This window comes from Ramlibacter sp., assembly GCF_035627355.1.
In the GTDB taxonomy this organism is placed as follows: Bacteria; Pseudomonadota; Gammaproteobacteria; order Burkholderiales; family Burkholderiaceae_C; genus Ramlibacter.
This window is the reverse complement of record NZ_DASPLW010000007.1, coordinates 231,152-251,530: the sequence shown is the minus strand read 5'-3', so window position 1 is coordinate 251,530 and position 20,379 is coordinate 231,152. Positions and strand designations below refer to the sequence as shown.

Annotated in this window: 16 protein-coding genes; 3 read left to right on the top strand and 13 right to left on the bottom strand. The window is 70.0% G+C overall.

Going from position 1 to position 20,379, the window contains the following annotated elements; genetic code table 11:
• Nucleotides 1-25: 25 nt before the first annotated feature.
• From VEC03_RS02635 to VEC03_RS02600, 8 genes are all read right to left on the bottom strand, one after another.
• Nucleotides 26-1,222: a right-handed parallel beta-helix repeat-containing protein gene (locus tag VEC03_RS02635; protein ID WP_324912574.1), complete on the bottom strand. Its 1,197-nt coding sequence runs from the start codon at nucleotides 1,220-1,222 to the stop codon at nucleotides 26-28.
• A gap of 267 nt (nucleotides 1,223-1,489) precedes the next feature.
• Nucleotides 1,490-2,872 (bottom strand): right-handed parallel beta-helix repeat-containing protein, encoded by a 1,383-nt coding sequence (locus tag VEC03_RS02630; RefSeq protein ID WP_324912573.1) that lies wholly within the window; start codon nucleotides 2,870-2,872, stop codon nucleotides 1,490-1,492.
• 345 nt (nucleotides 2,873-3,217) lie between these two features.
• Nucleotides 3,218-4,315, bottom strand: a complete 1,098-nt coding sequence (locus VEC03_RS02625) for a right-handed parallel beta-helix repeat-containing protein (RefSeq protein WP_324912572.1) — start codon at nucleotides 4,313-4,315, stop codon at nucleotides 3,218-3,220.
• Between the two features lie 40 nt (nucleotides 4,316-4,355).
• Entirely contained in the window at nucleotides 4,356-5,660 is a 1,305-nt protein-coding gene (locus VEC03_RS02620; RefSeq protein WP_324912571.1) for an oligosaccharide repeat unit polymerase, read from the bottom strand.
• Nucleotides 5,647-6,921, bottom strand: a complete 1,275-nt coding sequence (locus tag VEC03_RS02615) for an oligosaccharide flippase family protein (protein WP_324912570.1) — start codon at nucleotides 6,919-6,921, stop codon at nucleotides 5,647-5,649. Before VEC03_RS02615 ends, VEC03_RS02620 begins: the two co-directional genes overlap by 14 nt.
• Before the next feature lie 22 nt (nucleotides 6,922-6,943).
• A complete protein-coding gene (locus tag VEC03_RS02610; protein WP_324912569.1) occupies nucleotides 6,944-7,843 on the bottom strand; it encodes a polysaccharide biosynthesis tyrosine autokinase in 900 nt (299 codons plus the stop codon).
• 3 nt (nucleotides 7,844-7,846) lie between these two features.
• The gene (locus VEC03_RS02605) at nucleotides 7,847-9,262 is read right to left on the bottom strand and encodes a hypothetical protein (protein WP_324912568.1); all 1,416 of its coding nucleotides are present in this window, start codon (nucleotides 9,260-9,262) and stop codon (nucleotides 7,847-7,849) included.
• A gap of 16 nt (nucleotides 9,263-9,278) precedes the next feature.
• Nucleotides 9,279-10,394 (bottom strand): glycosyltransferase family 1 protein, encoded by a 1,116-nt coding sequence (locus VEC03_RS02600; protein WP_324912567.1) that lies wholly within the window; start codon nucleotides 10,392-10,394, stop codon nucleotides 9,279-9,281.
• A gap of 362 nt (nucleotides 10,395-10,756) precedes the next feature.
• Between VEC03_RS02600 and VEC03_RS02595 the strand changes: the two genes are divergently transcribed.
• Both VEC03_RS02595 and VEC03_RS02590 read left to right on the top strand, forming a co-directional pair.
• Complete coding sequence (locus tag VEC03_RS02595) at nucleotides 10,757-11,572, top strand: glycosyltransferase family 2 protein (RefSeq protein WP_324912566.1); 816 nt, start codon at nucleotides 10,757-10,759, stop codon at nucleotides 11,570-11,572.
• 114 nt (nucleotides 11,573-11,686) lie between these two features.
• Nucleotides 11,687-12,697 (top strand): glycosyltransferase family A protein, encoded by a 1,011-nt coding sequence (locus VEC03_RS02590; protein WP_324912565.1) that lies wholly within the window; start codon nucleotides 11,687-11,689, stop codon nucleotides 12,695-12,697.
• A gap of 28 nt (nucleotides 12,698-12,725) precedes the next feature.
• Here the strand turns inward: VEC03_RS02590 and VEC03_RS02585 are convergent, their stop codons facing one another.
• Entirely contained in the window at nucleotides 12,726-14,135 is a 1,410-nt protein-coding gene (locus tag VEC03_RS02585; protein ID WP_324912564.1) for an undecaprenyl-phosphate glucose phosphotransferase, read from the bottom strand.
• A gap of 244 nt (nucleotides 14,136-14,379) precedes the next feature.
• On the opposite strand from VEC03_RS02585, the gene VEC03_RS02580 reads away from it, so the two are divergent.
• Nucleotides 14,380-15,882 carry a mannose-1-phosphate guanylyltransferase/mannose-6-phosphate isomerase gene (locus VEC03_RS02580; RefSeq protein ID WP_324912563.1) on the top strand — a complete coding sequence of 501 codons (1,503 nt, stop codon included), beginning with the start codon at nucleotides 14,380-14,382 and terminating at the stop codon, nucleotides 15,880-15,882.
• Between the two features lie 16 nt (nucleotides 15,883-15,898).
• Here VEC03_RS02580 and mtgA read toward each other — a convergent pair whose 3' ends face one another.
• The 4 genes from mtgA to VEC03_RS02560 are packed head-to-tail and all read right to left on the bottom strand — an operon-like array spanning nucleotide 15,899 to nucleotide 20,371.
• Complete coding sequence (gene mtgA, locus VEC03_RS02575; protein WP_324912562.1) at nucleotides 15,899-16,627, bottom strand: monofunctional biosynthetic peptidoglycan transglycosylase; 729 nt, start codon at nucleotides 16,625-16,627, stop codon at nucleotides 15,899-15,901.
• 2 nt (nucleotides 16,628-16,629) lie between these two features.
• Entirely contained in the window at nucleotides 16,630-17,463 is an 834-nt protein-coding gene (gene aroE, locus VEC03_RS02570) for a shikimate dehydrogenase (RefSeq protein ID WP_324912561.1), read from the bottom strand.
• Nucleotides 17,460-18,308: a TonB family protein gene (locus VEC03_RS02565; protein WP_324912667.1), complete on the bottom strand. Its 849-nt coding sequence runs from the start codon at nucleotides 18,306-18,308 to the stop codon at nucleotides 17,460-17,462. The genes aroE and VEC03_RS02565 overlap by 4 nt, the downstream gene beginning before the upstream one ends.
• A 2-nt stretch (nucleotides 18,309-18,310) precedes the next feature.
• A complete protein-coding gene (locus tag VEC03_RS02560) occupies nucleotides 18,311-20,371 on the bottom strand; it encodes a ribonuclease catalytic domain-containing protein (protein ID WP_324912560.1) in 2,061 nt (686 codons plus the stop codon).
• Between the last annotated feature and the right edge of the window lie 8 nt (nucleotides 20,372-20,379).

Sequence of the window (20,379 nt, the reverse complement as noted above, 5' to 3'; positions counted from 1 at the left end):
GGTGGCTGGCTCACCCGTGGCACGGTCAGGGGGCCACGTAGCCCACCGGCCCGCCGGAGAACTGGACGACCGACACGCCAGGGCCGTTGCCTGCGTAGGCCGGGCCGGAGCCGCTGTAGCGGTTGTTCTCCAGGCGCACGTTCGTCTGCGGACCCCACCAGTTGAAGCCGTTGCGGCCGTCCTGGATGATGTCGTTGGAGATCACCTTGATGTCGTCGTTGGGCTGGCCACCGTTGTAGCTGCCGTCCGAGTAGATCAGCACCGCGCCGTGGCCGTTGCTCGTGCTGCCGCAGTTCTGCAGGGTGTTGCGCTGCGCGGTGACGCCCACCACGTTGAACGTGTTCCACGGCGTTTCCTGCGCGAAGTACATGCAGGCCCACTGCGAGTTGTTCTGCAGCAGGTTGTTCTCGTACAGGATGTTGCGCCCGCCGAGCACGCTCATGTTGCGGCCCCACTTGTTGCCGCGCACGATGTTGTTGCGCGCCGTGATGTTGCTGACGGGCGTGCCGTCGCCCTGGTAGCTGACCACGGCGATGCCGTCGTCACCGCTGCCGTCGATCACGTTGTTCTCCACCGTGATGTCGCTGGCGCCGGCGGTCAGGTGGATCGAGTCGGACAGCGAGTTGCGGATCGTGTTGTTGGTGATCAGGCCCTTGCTGGCGCGCGAAGCGGTCTGGATGCTGGCGGCCGGCGAGTTCTCGATGGTCACTCCGTCGATCACGAAGTTGGTGGCGCCCCAGATCATGATCTTGGTCGACTCCCAGTTGGGCACGCGGCCTGGTGCCGCGGCGCCGGTCAGCTTCACGTTGCTCACGCTGGGACCGTTGCCGCGCATGAAGATCGAGGCCTGCTGCCAGTTCGTGGCGTACAGCACGGAGTCCGGGCCGGTGCCGGCGATCTTGCCGCTGTCCAGCTGGATGACCGAACTGAAGTTGCACTGGCCGGCCGGGATCAGCAGCGCCAGGCCCTTGGCCTTGGTGTCGGCGATGCCGCGCGAGATGGCCGAGTTGTTGTCGGTGCGGCCGTCGCACACGCCGCCGTAGTTCGTCAGGCTGATCCCTGCGGGTGCAGGGGCGGGTGCGGGTGCAGGAGCCGGTGCCGCGGATCCAGGAGCAGGAAATGACGAGAGGCCCGAGCCGTCCACGTCGGCGCCGATGACCGAGCTGGCGACCTCGCTGCCACCACCACCGCCGCCGCCGCAGCCTGCGAGGACGACGGACATCAGCGCGGCGAGGCAGAGTCGATGGCGAAACGGAGATTGGGTAAGGGATGAGTACTGCAAATGTCTTCTCTGTCGGGATGAAGGGCGGGCCGGCAGGCTTCGGGGTCGAGCTGCCGTCCCGGATGGACCGGATGAACCGGCCCGCCGACGCCCTGTGCTGCTCACACGGGTCGGACGGCCGGGGAACGCGAAGGGCCCGGGCTCAGGGCCGCGATGCGGGGGTGCCAGGTGCAGCCGGCAGGACCTTGCCGGCTGCACTCATGGACCTCAGGGGGCGACGTAGCCCACCTGGCCGCTGGAGTAGCGGACGACCGTCACGCCGGGGCCGTTGCCGGCGTAGGCCGGGCCGGAGCCGCTGTAGCGGTTGTTCTCCAGGCGCACGTTCGTCTGCGGACCCCACCAGTTGAAGCCGTTGCGGCCGTCCTGGATGATGTCGTTGGAGATCACCTTGATGTCGTCGTTGGGCGCGCCGCCGTTGTAGCTGCCGTCCGAGTAGATCAGCACCGCGCCATGGCCCGTGCTCAGGCTGCCGCAGTTCTGCATCGTGTTGTGCTGCGCGGTGACGCCGACCACGTTGTACGTGTTCCACGGCGTCTCCTGCGCGAAGTACATGCAGGCCCACTGCGAGTTGTTCTGCAGGAGGTTGTTCTCGTACAGGATGTTGCGCCCGCCGAGCACGCTCATGTTGCGGCCCCACTTGTTGCCACGCACGATGTTGTTGCGCGCCGTGATGTTGCTCACCGGCGTGCCGTCGCCCTGGTAGCTGACCACGGCGATGCCGTCGTCACCGCTGCCGTCGATCACGTTGTTCTCCACCGTGATGTAGCTGGCCCCGGCGGTCAGGTGGATCGAGTCGGACAGCGAGTTGCGGATCGTGTTGTTGGTGATCAGGCCCTTGGTGGCGCGCGAAGCCGTCTGGATGCTGGCGGCCGGCGAGTTCTCGATGGTCACGCCGTCGATCACGAAGTTGTTGGCGCCCCAGATCATGATCTTGGTCATTTCCCAGTTCGCCTGGCGGCCGGGTGCCGCGGCGCCGGTCAGCTTCACGTTCTTCACGACCGGCCCGGTGCCGCGCATGTAGATCGAGGCCTGCTGCCAGTTCGTGGCGTACAGCACGGAGTTCGCGCCCGTGCCGACGATCTTGCCGCTGTCCAGCTGGATGACCGAGCTGAAGTTGCACTGGCCGGCCGGGATCAGCAGCGCCACGCCCTTGGCCTTGGTGTCCGCGATGCCGCGCGAGATGGCCGAGTTGTTGTCGGTGCGGCCGTCGCACACGCCGCCGTAGTTGGTCAGGCTGATCCCGGCGGGTGCGGGGGCCGGAGCGGGCGCGGGCGCCGGGGCAGGAGCCGGAGCCGGAGCGGGTGCCGGGGCAGGAGCCGGAGCCGGAGCGGGTGCCGGAGCCGGAGCGGGTGCCGGAGCAGGAGACGGCGCGGGGGATTTCTTCCCCGGGTCCTTGTCCGTCTGGTAAAGAGGGTGATCCGGCGGGAACGGCTTGGTGCGCGCGAGCATCGCGCTGTCGAGATCGCCCGACGCATCGGCCACGACACCGTCGCCGCCGCCGCCGCCGCAACCCGCCAGCACGGCGGCCATCAGCGCGGACAGGGCGAGGCGACCCTGGAAGGAGGATTTCGGGTGAGAGGAGTACTTCATGTCGTCACTGTTGAGATCAGAAGCGCGACAGTAACGGGCATGGTTGAGTCAGCTGTAAGCGACCACTGCAATCTGTGTCCAACGCTGGAGCGGCGCACGCCTGTGCGATCTGCTCATGAGCTAGGGGAATGGATGAGAAAACGGCCCGCGGCGCAGGTATGTACGTCACAAGTCCACACACACGTCAGCTTGAAGCGGCCGGCCTGGCGGGGCGCCGGCCGCGGCGGGAGCCGGCGCTCACCTTCGCAAGCGCGCGCGTCGCGCTCGTGCCGGTGAACGTGCGCGCAGGAAAACTAGGGGAAGGCGCGGATAGGCGCCGCGAACGTGCGCGGCTTCAGCCCGGCGTCAGTCGGCGGCGTGGCCGACGGGGCCACCGGCGTAGGGAATCACGCGCACGGCCGGGTCGCGGACGTCCAGCGGCCACATCGTCCCGGTGACCCGGTTGGACTGCAGCAGCACGTCCGAATTGGGGCCCGCGACCCGGATGCCCACGAGCCGCGGATCCCGGACGTCGTTGTCGAGCAGCGAGATGCCGGCATTGGCCTCCTGCCCGGCGCTGAAGACCATCGCTGCGCCATGGTTCGCCAGGAAGCCTCCGCAGTGCTCCAGCGTGTTGCGGCGGGCCACGACGTTGAGCGAACCCTTGGTGGCCAGCTCGCCGCCGTCCTGCGCGATGTACAGGCAGGCCCGGCCGGCCAGGTTGTTCTGCAGCAGGTTGTTCTCGTAGAGCACGTGCTCCCCGCCGACGACGCTCATGTTCCGTCCCCAGCGGTTGTCGCGCACGACGTTGCGCCGTGCGGTGACATGGCTCACGCGGGCAGGGTCGTCCCGGTAGCTGATGACGGCGATCCCGTCATCTCCCGTCGATTCGACCAGGTTGTCCTCCACCAGGATGTGGCTGGCCCCTCCCGTCAGGTGGATGCCGTCCGAGAGCGTGTTCCGCACCACGTTGTGGGTGATCCGCCCGTGCATGGCCCGGTCGGCCGTCTGGATGCCCGCCGCGGCCGCGCCGTCGATCGTGACGTGGTCGATGACGAAGCCGGTGGCGCCGAACACGGTGATGCGGGTCATCTCCCAGTCGGCGCGGCGCGATGGCGCGGCCACCCCCGTGAGCTGGAGGTTGGAGACGACCGGCGACTCGCCCGACATGAAGATGGCCGAGCGCCGCCAGTCCAGCGCGTGCAGCACGGAGTCGGGTCCGGAACCGGTCAGGGTGGCGCCATCGACACGGATGACGCCCGCGTAGGCGCACACCCGGTCCGGAACGAGCACGGGCAGGCGCAAGGCCCGGCCGCGTGCCAGCGCCCGGGCCAGGGCAGGGCCGTCGTCCGTGCGGCCATCGCAGGCCGCGCCGTGGTCGACCAGGCGCACGGCCTGCGCGGGTGCGGATGGGCTGCCGGCCAATGGGTAAGCGGCCGCGAGCCCGGAGGCCAGCGCACCCATGGCCAGGAGGCGGCGAAGCTGTCCGGGGAAGCCGGGGCGCTCAAGAAGCGAAGCGCCGGGCCGCATCGCGGGTCGGTCTTGCCGTGGCCAGCGCGCCGAAGGCCCACAGCGCGGCCAGCACGGCGAGGGCCCCCAGGAGCCAGACGAAAGCCCGCGAGGTGCCCCAGTAGCAGTAGCGGAAGCTTTCGAAGATGGCGACCAGCACGGACGGGTACAGCATCAGTGCGATGGTGTCGCCGCGGAGGTAGCGCGAGTACAGGACGCCGCCAAGGAACGCCGTGACGGCGAAGTACAGGATGGCCCCGGCCACGCCCAGGTCCAGCGTGACCCCCAGGAAACTGGAACCCGAGTTGAACTCCGGGTCGCCGTAGCGCTGCAGGAAGAGGTCGCCGCTCTCGGTCGTGGCGCCCACCGCCTCGGAGAACCAGTGCCCTATGCCCAGCGGGAACGCATGCAGCCAGTCCAGCACGGCCTCGAACTTCCAGCTCGGCCACTCCGTGGTGGCCAGGATGCCGGCCCCGTTGTTGAGCGCCGTGTAGTAGTAGCTGACGAAGCGACCCACGGCGAACTCCCAGAACGCCATGCGGTCCTCGTAGAAGGGCCAGCTGCGGAAGTACTCCGCCACCGCGAAGAACAGGAAGACGACCGGCAGCGCCGCATAGGGCCCCAGCCGGTAGAGCAAGCTGCGCATGGGCTGCTCCGCCGTGGGCCTGGGCATGGCCAGGAGCAGGGCCAGCACCAGCGGGATGAGCGCTTCCGCTGCCGCCAGGCGCTCGGACCAGATGTAGGTGCGGAAGAGGGTGAACAGCAGCAGCACGATCACCATCGCCTTCAGTGCGTCGCTGCGCACCTTGCGCACGAAGAGGAGGTAGCCCGCCAGCGAGAAGAAGGGCGCGGCACAGTTGACCAACGAGGTGATGCCCACGACCCGGCCGATCTCCTCGCGGTCGGGCTTGAACTCGCCGGTCAGGATGCGGAGCATCACGGACGGGTCCAGGACCAGCGACCGGTACCAGAACACATAGGCGGCGAGCACCACCATCCCCAGGCACAGTGCGGCGCGCACCAGGTGGTCGTCGCGGCCCTGGAGCACTGTGCGCTGCCGCAGGCCTTCGCCCAACGCGGCTCCGATGGCCGAGAAGACCACCAGGCCGAGGCACAGGGCCAGGTGCCACGGCAACAGGTAGTTGCGCGTTCGCACCGCAAGCCCTTGCAGGTCGCTGCTGCCGGCCCAGTACACCACCAGCAGCATGGGCAGGACGAACAGCAGGTTGACGGTGGACGGACGCGTCCACCACGGCAGGGCTCGTGCCGGCGAGGGAGCGGCGTATTCAGGCTCTCGCATCGGATCGGGCGAGCCCGCGAAGCACCAGCCCGGCCGCCACCGCCACCGACGCATCGGCGGCGAGCAGCGCCCAGCCGAACCCCGCGGGGATGTCGCGGAGCGCAAGCAGCAGGCCGAAGAAGATGGCCGCACCGACCATCGCGATGGCGACGTACACGCGTTCCTTGCGGAACAGGGTCAGGCACTGCATGCCGAAGAGCGCTTCCGCCATGCAGACGGGTAGGGTCAACGCAACCAGGCTCGTCAGCATGAAGGCAGCGGACGGCGCCTGCGCGGACCCGTAGGCAAACGTGACGATGCTGCCGGCGTGGCTGCTGATCAGCAGTGCGATCGCCGCGCTGCAGACCATCAGCAGGTAGAACAGGCTGCGCCCGAAGCGCACGGCGGCGCGGCGGTCGGCCATCAGCCGGCTGAGGCGGATGTAGCCGAGCTGCCCCAGCGGGACGAGGATCGCCAGCCCGGCGGTCCGGATCCGCAGGGCGATGTTGGCGGCACCGGTCAGCACGGGATCGGCGATCGCGCCGAGGACGACGACGCCTCCGCTCGTGATCGAGGCGCCGCTGAGGTTGCCCAGCACGATGGCTGCGCCGCTGCGGAACAGGGCGCGCAGCTGCGAAACGTCGACGTGCGGCGGCTTCAGCAGGCGGAACCGGTGCATCAGGAGCCAGCCCACGATGGCGCTGGCCCACACCACGAAGGCGTAGGCCCACATCGCCATCGTCAGGTCTTCCGGCGCCGCGACGGTCGCCACCAGCACGGCGATGCCGGCCCCGCGGGACACCAGGGCCACCAGCGCGGCCGACCACATCAGTTCCAGGGAGCGAAGGTACCAGCCGGGCTCGAGGGCAAAGGCGAGCATGTAAACCGCCATGGCCCAGGACATCGAGCTTTCGCTCGGGCTGCGGGTGGCGAGCAGGATCGGCAAGGCCAGCGTGCAGGTCAGCAGGGCGATCAGCAGCTTGGCCAGGGTGATGTTCCAAAGGACCTGCGCCGGGCGGTCACGCCAGTGGCTGGAATGGACCTCGCGCACGCCGATGGAGTCGAAACCGAACTCGATGAACATACACAGGAAGGACGTGAGCGCCGTGTAGAAGGCGACCACGCCGTAGGGGGCCGGGCCGAGGTTGCGCGCGCACACCACCGCGAAGACGACCGGGAACGAGTAGACGGCGCATTGCGCCACCCCCAGCGCGACCACCTTCGCACCCGTGTCGGAGAAGCGGACCAGCAGGGGGGCGCTGACGCGCGAGGGGTTGCTCATGAACCGTCCCGGCGCCCGGTTGTCAGTGCTCGTTCATGACGACACCTGCCAGGGCCGCCCGACCTTTCCGGATCGCGGCCACCAGGCCCTGCAAGGCAGCCATCCGCGCGCTGTGGGGGCGCGCCACGACCAGCGCGGCGCCGGCCTGCGCCGCGATGATGCGCGCTTCCGTGCCCTCGCTGGCGGCCGGGGTGTCGAGCACCACGTAGTCGAACCTGGCGAGGAACTCCCGCAGGAGCGCTTCGAAGGCGCCACGATGCAGCAGCTCGGCCGGGTTGGGCGGAATGGGCCCGGCGCCCAGCACCAGCAGCCCGGTCACTGGCGACGGTTGCACCACGGACTCCGCCGCCGCGCGCCCGGCGAGCAGCTGGCTCAGGCCGATCGAGTCGTCCAGCCGGAACAGCGCGTGCTGGCGCGGCGCGTGCAGGTCGGCATCGATCAGCAGGGTTCTCCCGCCCAGCTGGGCGAAGGCGATCGCCAGGTTGGCCGCCACGTAGCTGCGGCCGTCGCCGCGCTCGGGGCTGACCACCGCCAGGCCGCGCTCGCCCTTGCGGTCCATCGCACCGGCCACCAGCTCGGCCCGCAGCTCCCGGAAGCCGTGCGCGTCCTCGCCCAGCGGGTCGCTGGCGCACACCAGCTCGCTGTCGAACAGCGCCGCTTCCCGCAGGTAGGGGTACTCGAACTGTTCGGCCAGCGCCTCGAAGATGTCGTCCTCCGATGCCAGCCCCAGCGCGATGGCCGTTTCGCCGAAGCGTCCGCCGTTCTCGCGCTGGTGCCGCAGGACCTGTTCGATGCCGGCGGGGTCCAGGACCCCCGAATAGGCCAGGAGTTGCCCCATCCGCCGGTCGCGCTTGAGGGTGACGACGTGGTCGTCGTGGGTGCTGAGGGCCGTGTTGGACGTCATGGGGCTGGTCTGCGGCATGGCTTAGTCGCTGGTGAGGGCAGGGCGGGGCCGGACGAGCAGCGGTCGCACGGGGGACAGTGCGCCGCGCGGCTTGCGCTGCCGCAGGACGGCCAGCACCGGCTGCCCGATCTCGGCCAGCACGTCGTCGGTGCTGTGGAGCCGGCGGTCGCGCCGCTCGGCAAACGCGATCGCCACCAGCGCGAGCAGCAGGCCGACCGCGGCGCCGACCGACGCCTTGGCGGCCACCGAAGCGGTACTCGCCAGCAGCGGAACGCTGGCTTCCTTCAGGACCGACACGGTGACCTGCGGGGCGCTCTTCTCGAGGGTGGTCTTGTTCAGGCGCTCGATCACGGCGTCGAACGCCTCGCGTGCCACGTCCACTTCCTGCTGCAGCAGCCGGGCCTCGTCGCGCAGGGCCTTGCGCTGCAGCACCTTGGCGCGCTGCTGTTCCAGCGCCTGCGTGCGTTCTGCCAGCTGGCTGGCCAGCACCTTGCTGCTGCCCTCGAAGGCGTTCGCGACCCGGCGCTTGGCGGCCTCGAGCCGCTGGGAAAGGCTGGCCGTGATGGCCCGCGACTCGACCACCGTCGGGTGCCGGTCGCCCAGGCGCTCCAGCAGCTCGTTCTGCCGGGTTTCCTGCACCGCCAGCGACTTGGCCAGCTCGGCCACGGTGACGTCCTTGAGCACCTCCTCCATGTGGTCGGGAGTGTCGGCCGCCTCCCTGCGCCGGCGCTGCGCCTCGCCGGCCCTGGCCTGCAGGGCCACGACCTGGGCACTGAGCTCGGCCAGGCGCGCGTCCTCGACGTCGAGCTTCTCGTCGAACGTGGTGATGCCGTTGCGCCGCTGGAACTCGGAGGCGCGCCGCTGCGCTTCGTGCAGCCGGTCGCGCAGGAGCTTGGCGCGCTCGTCGAAGAAGACGTTGAACTCGCGCACCGGCCCGAGCCGCAGGTCCACCGAGGTCGCGACGTAGGCCTTGACCAGGGCGTTGACGAAGGCCGCCGCCAGCTTGGGGTCGCGCGAGGAATGGGACACCTTCAGCACGCGGGAGTCGCGGGCGGGCCGGACCTCGGTCGTCCGCTGCATCTCCTCCACCGCCCAGGCCTGGAAGTCGCCCTGCCCGCCGGTCTTCTCCTGCCAGCGCTCCCGCAGCGCCTGCTCCACCGACGGGCCGAGGGCCTGCAAGGCACCGGACACGACGCGCGCGCTGCGCACCACGTCCGCCTCCGTCATGATCCGGCTGGGCAGGTTGGTCCCCGGCAGGTGCACGCCGGCGATCGGATCCAGGTCCTCTTCCTCGATCAGGATCTCGGACGTGGCGCGATAGCGGTTGGGCATCAGCAGGGACCCGATCAGGAGCACCGAGAGCAAGGTGCCCACCCAGACGGTGAGCGCGAAGCGCCAGCGATAGCGGAGTGCGCGGAAGAACTGCTGGATCGTCATGGCGTGTTTCCGATGGTCAGGTGGCCGCATTGCCCCGCGTGTCTGGCTGGTGCGCCGTGCGGGCTGCGACCCACTTGCGCACCGAATCCAGCACGGCGAGCGCCGGGACGTCCCAGTTCATCTGCCCGGCCCGCCGTCGGCCGGCAGCGACCAGGCGGGCCCGTTCGGCATCGTCCGCGGCCAGGCGGGCGATCGCCGATGCGAGCTGGCCGGCATCGTCCGGGTCGAAGTAGGCCGCCGCTTCCTCGCCGCAGGCTTCCGGGATGGACGCCGCATTCGACACCAGCACCGGGCAGCCCACCCGCATGGCTTCCAGCGGCGGCAGGCCGAATCCCTCGTAGCGCGACGGGAACACGAACAGGACGGCACGCTGCAGCAAGCCGACCAGCTGGCCATCCGTCACGTAGCCGGTGTATTCGACGTTCGGGGTGCCACCCTGTCCGGGCGTCGCACGGAACACACGCGCCGACCCCCCGCCCGCGACGACCAGCTTGAGGTGCGCCAGCCGCGGATCCTGCATGGCGGCCTCCAGCGTGGCGATGTTCTTGTTGGCCTGCAGGCTGCCGATCGCCAGCACGTACGGCTGGCCTCGCAGCCGGTCGGCCAGGGAGTGGTCGGGCTCGATGCGGTCGACGTGGTCGGTGCCCTCGCCGACGACGTCGATGCGGGCGGGCGGTACGCGCAACGCCCGCGCCAGTCGGCCCCGGGAGAATTCCGAGACCGTGACGAGCCGGGCGCCGGTGGCCGCCAGGGCCCGCAGCACAAGCCGGTACCAGGCCGTGAAGAGCGGGCTGAAGCCCTCCGGCAGGTCGAAGACCGCGGCGTCGTGGACCACCACCGCGCGGCGCCTGCAGAAGACGGGCGCGAGGCAGCACAGGCAGAGCAGGGGCCGGCCGGCGGCGAACCAGGGCAACTGCAGCTGCTCCCAGGCGTGGCCACCGCCCAGGCCGCGAAAAGTCTGCCGGATGCGCGCCAGCCCCAGCCGTTCGGCACCCGGCGGGCAGATCAGCTCCAGCTCGACGCCGGGCATCTCGACGGCATCCAGCGCGCGGACGATCTCCCTGGCGAAGCGTTGCACGCCCGTCGTTCTCTGCGTCAGGAATCGTCCATCGATGGCGATGCTTGCACTCAAGACCTGCTCCCTGATTCAGCTGCACAGCCGTGCGTGCGGCGGTGCGCAGCCGGTGCCGACACGACAGGTGGAAGTCGGGTCCGGCCCACGGAGATTGGATGCGAACCGACTCGCGGCCAGTTGGGAGTTTTGTCCCGATTCGGCTAGGAACTTGCTGTGACCGGCATTGCGGGCAGCGGGCGGAACTGCGGGTCGTGGCTGCCACGCACGGCGACGACGGGACAAATCACCCAGCCGATTCGGTAGGAGCCTCCCTTACGGTGGGGGTGCTGCGCCCGTAGCCTTGCAACGGAGACGAACCAAAGGACAGTGACCATGCCAGGAGGCCACGCGCCGTGAATCCGCTCCCAGAGACTCCTCTCGTGTCGGTCGTGACACCTTCGTTCAACACGGGTGCCTACATCGAAGACACCCTGGGAAGCGTCGAGCAGCAGGATTACCCGCGCGTCGAACACATCGTCCTCGATTCCGGCTCGACGGACGGCACCGCCGAGATCCTGGCGCGCCACCCGGGCCTGCGCCTCGTCACGCCGGCACCGCAGGGCCTCAGCGCGAAGATGAACCTCGGCTTCTCGCTGGCCCGCGGCGACATCGTCTGCTGGCTGAGCGCGGACGACTACCTGCTGCCCGGTGCCATCGCCAAGGCCGTCGATGCCTTCAAGCGCCATCCCGAGGCCGGCCTGGTGTACTGCAACTCGCTGCAGGTCGACGAGACGGGCGTGGAGATCGGCAGGACCCGCAGCCGTCAGGCAAGCGTGCGGGACATGCTGCGGTACAACTACGTGCCCCTGGAAAGCGCCTTCGTGCGGCGCGAGGCCCTGGAGCGCATCGGTCCCGTCGACGACAGCTACCCGCTCGTGCAGGACTGGGACTGGCTGATCCGGATCTGCAAGCAGTTCCCGATCGCCTGGGTCGACGACTGGTGGAGCGCCAACCGGGTGCAGCCGCAGCAGCGGTCGCAGCTGTACAAGGCGGACATCTGGCTGCAGGTTCGGACCATGACGCGCCGGCACGGCGGGGCCTACCTGCCGGTGTTCGCGTACTACTGGGGTCCCAAGTTCCTGCGCGCGGGCGGCATGCTGCTCACCGGGCAGTTCTCGCGGTTCAGGGCCAAGCTGCGGACGCACCTCGCGAGCCTCGGCCGGCGCGAGCAGACCCGCAAGGGGCTCGAGTACTAGGCAGGCCGTGGCGCACGCGACCCTCCTCCAGGCCTGACGATGCCCGCGTCGCTCCACGGGCCAACCCGTCGCAGGTGACCGATGCCAAGCTCCCAGCAAAGCCCCGGACCGCTCGTGTCCATCATCATCTGCAACTACAACCACGGCCGGTTCCTGCGCGACGCGATCGGCTCGGCACTCGGGCAGACGTACGGACACGTGGAGGTCATCGTGGTCGACGACGGATCGACCGACGACTCCCGGGCCGTGATCGGCGAGTTCGTCGCGGCCGGCTCGGTGAAGGCCATCTACCAGGCCAACCAGGGGCAGTGCGCCGCGTACAACGCAGGCTTCGCCGCTTCGTCCGGCGACATCGTCCTGTTCCTCGATGCGGACGACCTGTACCTGCCGGACATGGCCGAGCGGGTGGTGCCGGCCATCGATGCGGACACGGCGAAGGCCCATTTCCGGCTGTCCTTCATCGGACCCGGGGGGGAGCCGCGCGCCGGGCAGACGCCCAGGGTCCTCGCGTCCGGCGACGTGGGCCACCTGCTGGCCACCAAAGGCGTCCTGTACTCGTCGGCACCCGGGTCCGGGAACGCCTATGCGAGGAGGGCACTCCTGGGCCTGTTCCCGCTCCCCGTCACCGAGGACAAGTACTGCGCGGACTTCTTCGCCGTCTATGGAAGCGCCTTGAACGGCAAGGTCGTTGCGGTGGACGCCGTGCTGGGGCGCTATCGCCTGCACGGGTCGGCCGGCGATGAGGGAGCCTCGCTCGCCTTCGCCAATGCGGGCAAGTACAACGCACCCGAGAAGCTCAGGGCCCGGATCGCGACGTTCCGGTCGCACGTGAAGCACCAGCTCGGCCTCGAGCTGCCGCCGCGGCTGGTGTCCTTCAGCACCCAGAAGCAGGAGTTCGTCCTCGGCGTCTTTCGCGACATGCGGTACCTGCGGCGACTCTCGACGGGGCAGCAACAGTTCGCCGACCTGTGGTTCGCGCTGCGCACCTCGCCGGACTTCTCGCCGCTGCTGAAGTCCTGCATCGCCGTCTGGGCCGTGCTCGTGATCGTCCTGCCGCGGTCGGCCGCGCTGCCGCTGGCGCGCTACGTGACCAATCCGGCCTCGCGCCAGGGCCGCGGCGCCTGACCCGGCGCCCGTGCGCCAACCCAGGGTCCTAGTACCCCATCATGTCGCCGCGCACCAGCATGAGCGCAGTGCGCACGAGGATCCTCATGTCCAGGCCCAGGCTCCAGGACTGCAGGTAGGCGATGTCGTACTCCGTGCGCTTGCGCATGGACGGCAGGTCGTTGCCTCCCCGCTGGCCATGCACCTGCGCCCAGCCGGTGATGCCCGGCTTGACCTTGTGGCGGATCATGTAGCCGGCGATGAGCTTGCGGTAGGTCTCGTTGACCGCGATCGGGTGCGGCCGGGGGCCGACCAGGCTCATGCTGCCCTCCAGCACGTTGAAGACCTGCGGCAGCTCGTCGAGCGAGCTCTTGCGCAGGAAGCGGCCTATGGGGGTGACCCGGTCGTCGTCCCGGGTCACCTGCGTGTAGGTGGTGTGGCCGTCCTCCATCACCTTCATGGTGCGGAACTTCAGGACGGTGATCTCGCGTCCATCGAGGCCGAAGCGCCGCTGCCTGAAGATCACCGGGCCTTCGGAAGTTGCCTTGATCAGCAGCGCGATCACCCCGAGCACGGGCAGCAGCAAGGGCATCGCCGCCAGCGTGACCACCAGGTCGAGCGCGCGCTTCTTGACCGCGGCCGCGCCCTGCAGCGGCGTGTCGCACACCGAGACCATCGGCAGGCCGGCCACGGTGGCCACCCGGGCCTGGACCAGGTCGGCGATGAACACGTCGGGCACGAAGAACACGGAAGCCGTGGTGTCGCGCAGCTGCTCGAGCAACGCCAGCACGCGCGGCTGCTGGGCCATCGGGATGGCGAGGTAGATGACGCTCACGCCGTGGGTCCGCGTGAGCTCGCCCAGCTGCTCGAAGCCGCCGACCACGCGCTCGCCAGCAGCCCGCTGCAGCCGCGGCGGCGACCGGTCCTCGACGAAGCCCACCAGCTGCTGGCCATCGGCCTCGCCGCTCGCGATCAGGCGCGACAGGCGGCGGGCCACGTCGTTGATGCCCACGATCAGCACCTTGTCCTTGCGGTAGAGCCTGGACACATGCGGCGCCACGAAGGGCGAGGCGGCATGGGCCGCGAACAGCGTCAGCAGGGCCGCCGCGCTCCACGCCAGCGCGATCCGTGGCTCGACCAGCGCCGGATCCTCGGGGAACACGGCACTCAGGATGACGGTGATCAGCGCGAGCGAGACGACCGACAGCCCCCAGTGCTTGACGATCTGCCAGGCGATCGACCGGTCCATGCGGCGGAACGGGATCCGGCCGGGTGCGCTCACCATCAGGACGATCAGCACGACGATGAGGTCGTTGCGCCGGAAGGGCACGCGGAACGCACCCACCGTGGCCAGGTACGCGCCGGCCATCAGCAGCCGGTCGAGGATGGCCTTGGCGAAGCCCCACTGGCCCTGGTCCGGGGTGAGCCTGGGAGGCAGTTGATCCAGGTAGATCTTCATCCGGTGACCCCCGCGGAAATCGCGCGCATCGGGCGATTGGATGCGCATGCGCCGGCGCCCGGAAGGGGCTTCTGTCACCCAGCGGGCAGGACATTCTTCCTGCGCCTGTCCAGCGGCCGGCCCGCTCCGGGACAAAACGCCTAGGAAACTGGGTTGTTTCATCTCTCGCGTGCGTGGGATGCTGTGCATAGGCTGGCCCCACCTCCCGCAAGCCGGGACCCGCTGCACCCCCTTCGAGGCGCCAATGATCCAACCTGTCATTCTCTGTGGCGGCTCCGGCACCCGCCTGTGGCCCGTGTCGCGCAAGGCGTTTCCCAAGCAGTTCGTCGAGCTGGTCGCCAGCAAGAGCCTGCTGGACCTCACGCTGGAGCGCGTGGCGCCGCTCCTGGAAGGCGGGGAGCCGGTGTGCGTGGGCGCCGAGGAGCACAGGTTCCTGCTGCGCGACGCCGTGAAGCGGACGGTGGGCCGGGCCCTGCTCATCCTGGAGCCCTGCGCCCGCAACACCGCAGCGGCAATGGTGCTGGCGGCGCTGCAGGCTGGCGAGCCGGACCGGCTGCAGCTGTTCTGCCCGGCGGACCACCACATCCCCGACGCCGGGGCGTTCGCCGCCATGGTGCGCAGCGGGGTGGCCGCCGCAGAGAGCGGTTCCATCGTCGTGTTCGGGATCGTGCCCACGCATCCGAGCACCGCCTACGGCTACATCGAGCGCGCCGAGCCGCACGAGCACGGCGGGCACCGGGTGGCCCGCTTCGTGGAGAAGCCGGACGCGCAACGGGCGCAGGCGCTCATCGACGGTGCCGACGTGCTCTGGAACGCCGGCATCTTCCTGTGCCGGCCGCGCATCCTGCTGCAGGCGGTGGAGCGGCATGCGCCCGGCATCCTGGCGGCCTGCCGCCAGGCGATGGAGCGGGCGCAGCGCAAGGACGACACGATCCGGCCGGATGCGGCCGCGATGCGCGGCTGCGAGTCGCAAAGCATCGACGTCGCCGTGATGGAGCGGCATGACCGGCTGGTGGTGCTGCCGTTCCAGGGCACCTGGAGCGACGTCGGCAGCTGGAATGCCGTGGCCGACCTGGCTCCCCCCGACGAGCATGGCAACCACATCGAGGGCCACGGCACCGTTGTGGGCGCCGTGAGCCGGAACTACATCCACGCGCCGTACCGCCGCGTCGTGGCGCTGGGGACGAACAACCTGATCATCATCGACACGCCGGATGCGGTCCTGGTGGCCGACCGGTCCGCCGCCGAGCAGGTCAAGGGCGTGGTGGACCAGCTCGAGCGCGGCGGGAGCCCGGAGGCCACCAGCCACCGCAAGGTGCTGCGGCCATGGGGGTACTACGACAGCGTCGAGCGGGGACCCGGCTTCCAGGTCAAGCGGCTGCACATCGATCCGCTGGCGGCGATCAGCCTGCAGCTGCACCACCACCGGTCCGAGCACTGGACCGTGGTGCGTGGAACCGCCGAAGTCACGCTGGGCACCAGGACCTTCATGCTCGCCGAGCACCAGTCGGTCGACATCCCGGTCGGCACCGTGCACCGGCTCTGCAACCCGGGCACGACCCCCATCGAAGTCATCGAGGTGCAGTCGGGCGACTACCTCGGCGAAGACGACATCGTCCGGTTCGACGACGTCTATGGGCGGGCGGTCGCGGCTTCGGCGCCGATCGCCGTGCAGGACGGCGCCTTCCAGGCACCCGTCCCGAACGGGCGCGTGAACGGGGCTGGCAGCGACATCCGGGCCAAGTAGGCCCCCGCTCCCTGCGTCAGGGCAGTTCCGCGCTGCGCATGCGCGCCAGGATGGTCTGCGCGCGGTTGGCCAGGTAGCCCGAGTTGGGCACCCGCTCGAAGTACCGCGGCCGTGGCAGCATCACGGCCAGCCGCGCGGCCTCGTAGGCACTGAGCTGGCTGGCGGGCTTGTGCCAGTAGTGGCGCGCGGCGGCCTCGGCGCCGAACACGCCTTCGCCCCACTCCACGCTGTTCAGGTAGATCTCCAGGATGCGCTGCTTGGACAGCAAGGCCTCCAGCGCGAACGTCAGCACCATCTCCTGCCCCTTGCGCAGCAGGGTGCGCTCGCCCGAGAGCAGCAGGTTCTTGGCCAGTTGCTGGGTGATGGTGGAGCCGCCGACGATCCTGGGCGGGCGCGCGTTGGACCGCAGGTTGGCACGCCGCGCGGCGCGTTCCTCGGCGCGGGCGTTCTTCTCCCAGGCCTTCTCGATCGCCTCCCAGTCCACGCCTTCGTGGTTCGCGAAGCCATCGTCCTCGGATGCGATCACGGCGCGCTTGAGGTGCCCGGAGATGCGCTCGTACGGCACCCACTGCTGGCGCCATCGGAAGCGGTTCCGCTCCACGGCGATGCGCCACGCCTCGGAGCGCTGGAAGGTGGTGGATTGCGGATCGACGACGGTAGCCAGCGCGATGCGCAGCACGAAGAACAGCTGCAGAGCGACGCCGGCCAGCACCAGCAGCAGCAGCCAGCGCAGCAAGCCCTTCACGCTCAACCCCCTGCCGACAGCAGCGCGCGCAGGCCGGCCAGCACCGGCGCGGTGTCGGGCCGTACGCCGCGCCACACGAAGAAGGACGCCGCTGCCTGCTCCACCAGCATGCCCAGGCCGTCGCGCGCGATGCCGCCATGCGCGCGGGCCCAGGCGAGAAAGCCCTCGGCCGCCGGGCCGTACATCATGTCGTAGGCGAGTGCGCCGGGCCGCAGCACGCGGCCGGGCACGGGCACGGAGCCGCCGGCCAGGCTGCTGGCCGTGGCATTGACGACGATGTCGAAGGCACCGGCGATGTCGTCCAGCCCGCAGGCGAGCAGCTCTGCGCCCTGGGCGATCGTCGCATGGCCGTCCACCAACGCCTGCGCCTTGGCCGGCGTGCGGTTGGCGATCACCACGCGGCGCGGCCGCGCATCCAGCAAGGGGCCCAGCACGCCGGCCGCGGCGCCGCCTGCGCCCACCAGCAGCAGGTCGCGCCCGGCCAGCTCGACGCCGGCGGCGCGGATGTCGCCCACCAGCCCGGCGCCGTCAGTGTTGTCGCCGAACACCTGTCCGCCGTCGAAGCGCAGCGTGTTGCAGGCGCCGGCCTGTCGCGCCCGTGCGCTGAGCGCATCGGCCAGCGCGGCGGCCTCGAACTTGAAGGGCACGGTGACGTTGCAGCCCAGGCCGCCTTCCTGGCGGAACTGCCGCACCGTGGCGGCGAAGCCGTCCAGCGGCGCCAGCCGCCTGCCGTAGGCGACGGGCTGGCCGGTCTGTTCGGCGAAGCGCGCGTGGATCCAGGGTGAGCGGCTGTGCTCGACCGGGTTGCCGATCACGCAGTAGCGGTCCTCGCTCATTGGCTGGTGAGTTTGGTCTCGAGCGTCTCGTCGCGCGTGAACCGGAAGCGCGAGACCACCACGATCTGGTCGGCGCGGCGGCGCATGGCTTCGTTGAAGCGGCCGAAGGGGCCGGCCGCCCGCGCGATGGCCTGGGCACGGCGGTCCAGCGTCGTGTTGCCGGAGGTCTCGACGACTTCCGTGCCTAGCACCCGGCCATCGTGGTTGACGGTGACGACCATGGTCAGCTCGCCGTACAGCTTGCGGCCGCCCAGCTCCGGGAAGTTGGTGGTGCCGCGTTCCTCGATCTTGCGGCGCAGGCCGTCGTAGTAGATCGCATAGACCTCCTCGCGGGTGGCGGGGCTGATGTAGCGTTTCTTCGGCCGCGCGTTCTCCTCGTTGATGCGGCGCTCGATCTCGGCCAGCAGCTGCGACAGGCGCCGGCGCTTTTCTTCCCGTTCCTTCGCCTCGGCGCTGCTGCTCGGCTGTCGGGGGTCCGCCGGCGGCATGGCGGCCAGCATGCGCTTGACCTGCGCCAGCATCACCATCTGCTGCTCCTGCATGGCCTCGATGCGGCGCTGCGCGTCTTCGGACGCGTCACCCAGTTCGGTCAGCGCGGAGGGTGGCAGGGGGGAGGTGGCGCGGCCCTTGGCGGCCTCGCCGCCGCCGGCCAGGGTGCGCTGGGCGATGGCCTGAGCCTTTTCCCGCTTGTCGTGGCTGGCGGCGTTGACCAGCACCACTTCCAGCGGCGTGTCCTGGAACACGCGGTTGAAGCCCTCGGGGTCCACGATGCGCACCGTCAGCAGGGCGGCGTGGACCGCCACCGAGACGCCCAGCGCGATCTGCAGGGTGCTGAAGGACTTCAGGTTCACGGGGCCGGATTATCGGCCGCATTGTCGGGCTGCTCGCCCTCGGTCACGTCCACCGCGATGGCGATCGGCCCGGCCACGGGCTCTTCGTCCTCGCCGGTGTCGTCTTCCGCCGACACCGGCGCCGGCGCCGTGTCCAGCCGCTCGGCCACAGTGCCGGCGACGTCCAGCGCGATGTCGTCGATCGCGCCCAGCTTCACCCGCACCCGCGTGCCGCGCGGCAGGGTCTCGGTACCCAGCACCGGCAGCACCAGCGGGAGTTCGTCGGCGCGCACCAGGCCTTCGCGGAACACCGTGCCCACCAGCTCGCGGATGTCGTGCTGGCGCAGGTACTGGAGGGTCCAGAAGCGCTCCATGGCCGCCTGGTAGCCGTTGTACGCGGAGTAGGCCGAGTCGAAGGCGGAGATGACCGAGAACAGCTCGGCGTCCTTGGGCTTGAAGGGCGCCGCCAGCGCGGCGGTGCGGCCGTGCCGGGCGGCCGCGATGATCTGCCACTGGTTGACCAGGTCGGTGTACCGGCGCAGCGGCGAAGTGCTCCACGCGTAGCTCTTGACCCCCAACCCCGCATGCGGCAGCGCCTTGGTGCCCATGCGCACCTTGACGCCCGGCAGCAGGCTGGCCTGGCTGCGGTAGATCGCCGGCACGCCCAGTTCGGCCAGCCACTGGCCCCAGGTGCTGTTGGCCAGGATCATGGCCTCGGAGACGATCAGGTCCAGCGGCGCGCCGCGGCGGCGCACGGTGATCTCCACCCGCTCGTCGCCGGTCGGCTCGCCCTCGCGCTCGCCCAGCAGGCGGAAGCTGTAGTCGGGCCGGGTGAAGGTCTCGGGCTTGCCGCGCACCTGCTCGCGAAGCCCCTTGAGGTGCCGGGCCAGCCGCCACAGGAAGGCCAGCGGCTCGCGCAGGTGGGCGGCCGGCTCGGGCACGGCCGTCGCGGGGGCCTGCGGATTCTCCAGCCAGGCTTCGGTGATGTGCTCGTCCAGCTGGTCGTGGCGCAGGTTGGTCGTGACCGGCACGCGCTCCAGCTTCGTCTGGCTGTCCTGCAGCACCAGCGAGGCTTCGTCGAAGCGCAGGTACAGCGACACGGACGGGCAATCGCGGCCCTGCTCCAGCGTATAGGCCTGCACCACCTCGTCGGGCAGCATGGTGATCTTGTGGCCGGGCATGTAGACGGTGGACAGCCGCTGGCGGGCGACCGCGTCCAGCGGCGTGCCCGGCTGCAGCGCCAGCCCGGGCGCGGCGATGTGGATGCCCAGCGTCACGGTGCCGGTGCCCAGCCCCTGCACCGACAGCGCGTCGTCGATCTCGGTGGTGCTGGAGTCGTCGACCGAGAAGGCCTGGACGGTGGCCAGCGGCAGCGCCTCGGCGATGGCCGGCGGCGCCAGCGGCGGGAAGCCCGTGCCCTTGGGGAACTGCTCGAACAGGAAGCGCTTCCAGTGGAACTGGTAGGCCGAGTCGATCGCACCGGCCTTCTGCAGCAGCGCCAGCGGCGCGGTCTGGGTGGCGCGGGAGGCCTCCACCACGGCCTTGTATTCGGGCCCGTTCTTGTCCGGCTTGAACAGGATGCGGAACAACTGCTCGCGCACCGCTGGTGGGCAGCTGCCGGCGGCCAACTCCGCGGCCCAGGCCGCGATCTGCTGCTGCACCAGTTTCTTCTTCTCGATGGCGGCCAGCGCCTGCTGGACGATCTCCGCCGGCGCCTTGCGGAAGCGCCCCTTGCCGGCGCGACGGAAGTAGTGCGGCGCCTCGTGCAGCCGGAACAGCGCGGCGGCCTGCTGTTCCAGCGAGGCCTTGTCGCTGAAATACTCGCGCGCCAGGTCGGCGAAGCCGAATTCGTCCTCCGGCGCGAACTCCCAGGCCAGGTCCAGCTCGATGTCGGCGGACAGGGCCTGCGCCGCCGCGACCAGCTCGGCCGGCTGCGGCTTGTCGAACTTCAGCAGGAGATTCTGGGCCTTGACCTTGACGCGCTTGCCGCTGTCGAGCTCGACCTGTGCCGACGATTCGGCTTCGGAGAGGATCCGCCCGGCCTGGAACTTGCCGGCCTCTTCGAACAATGCGTACATCGCCGCGA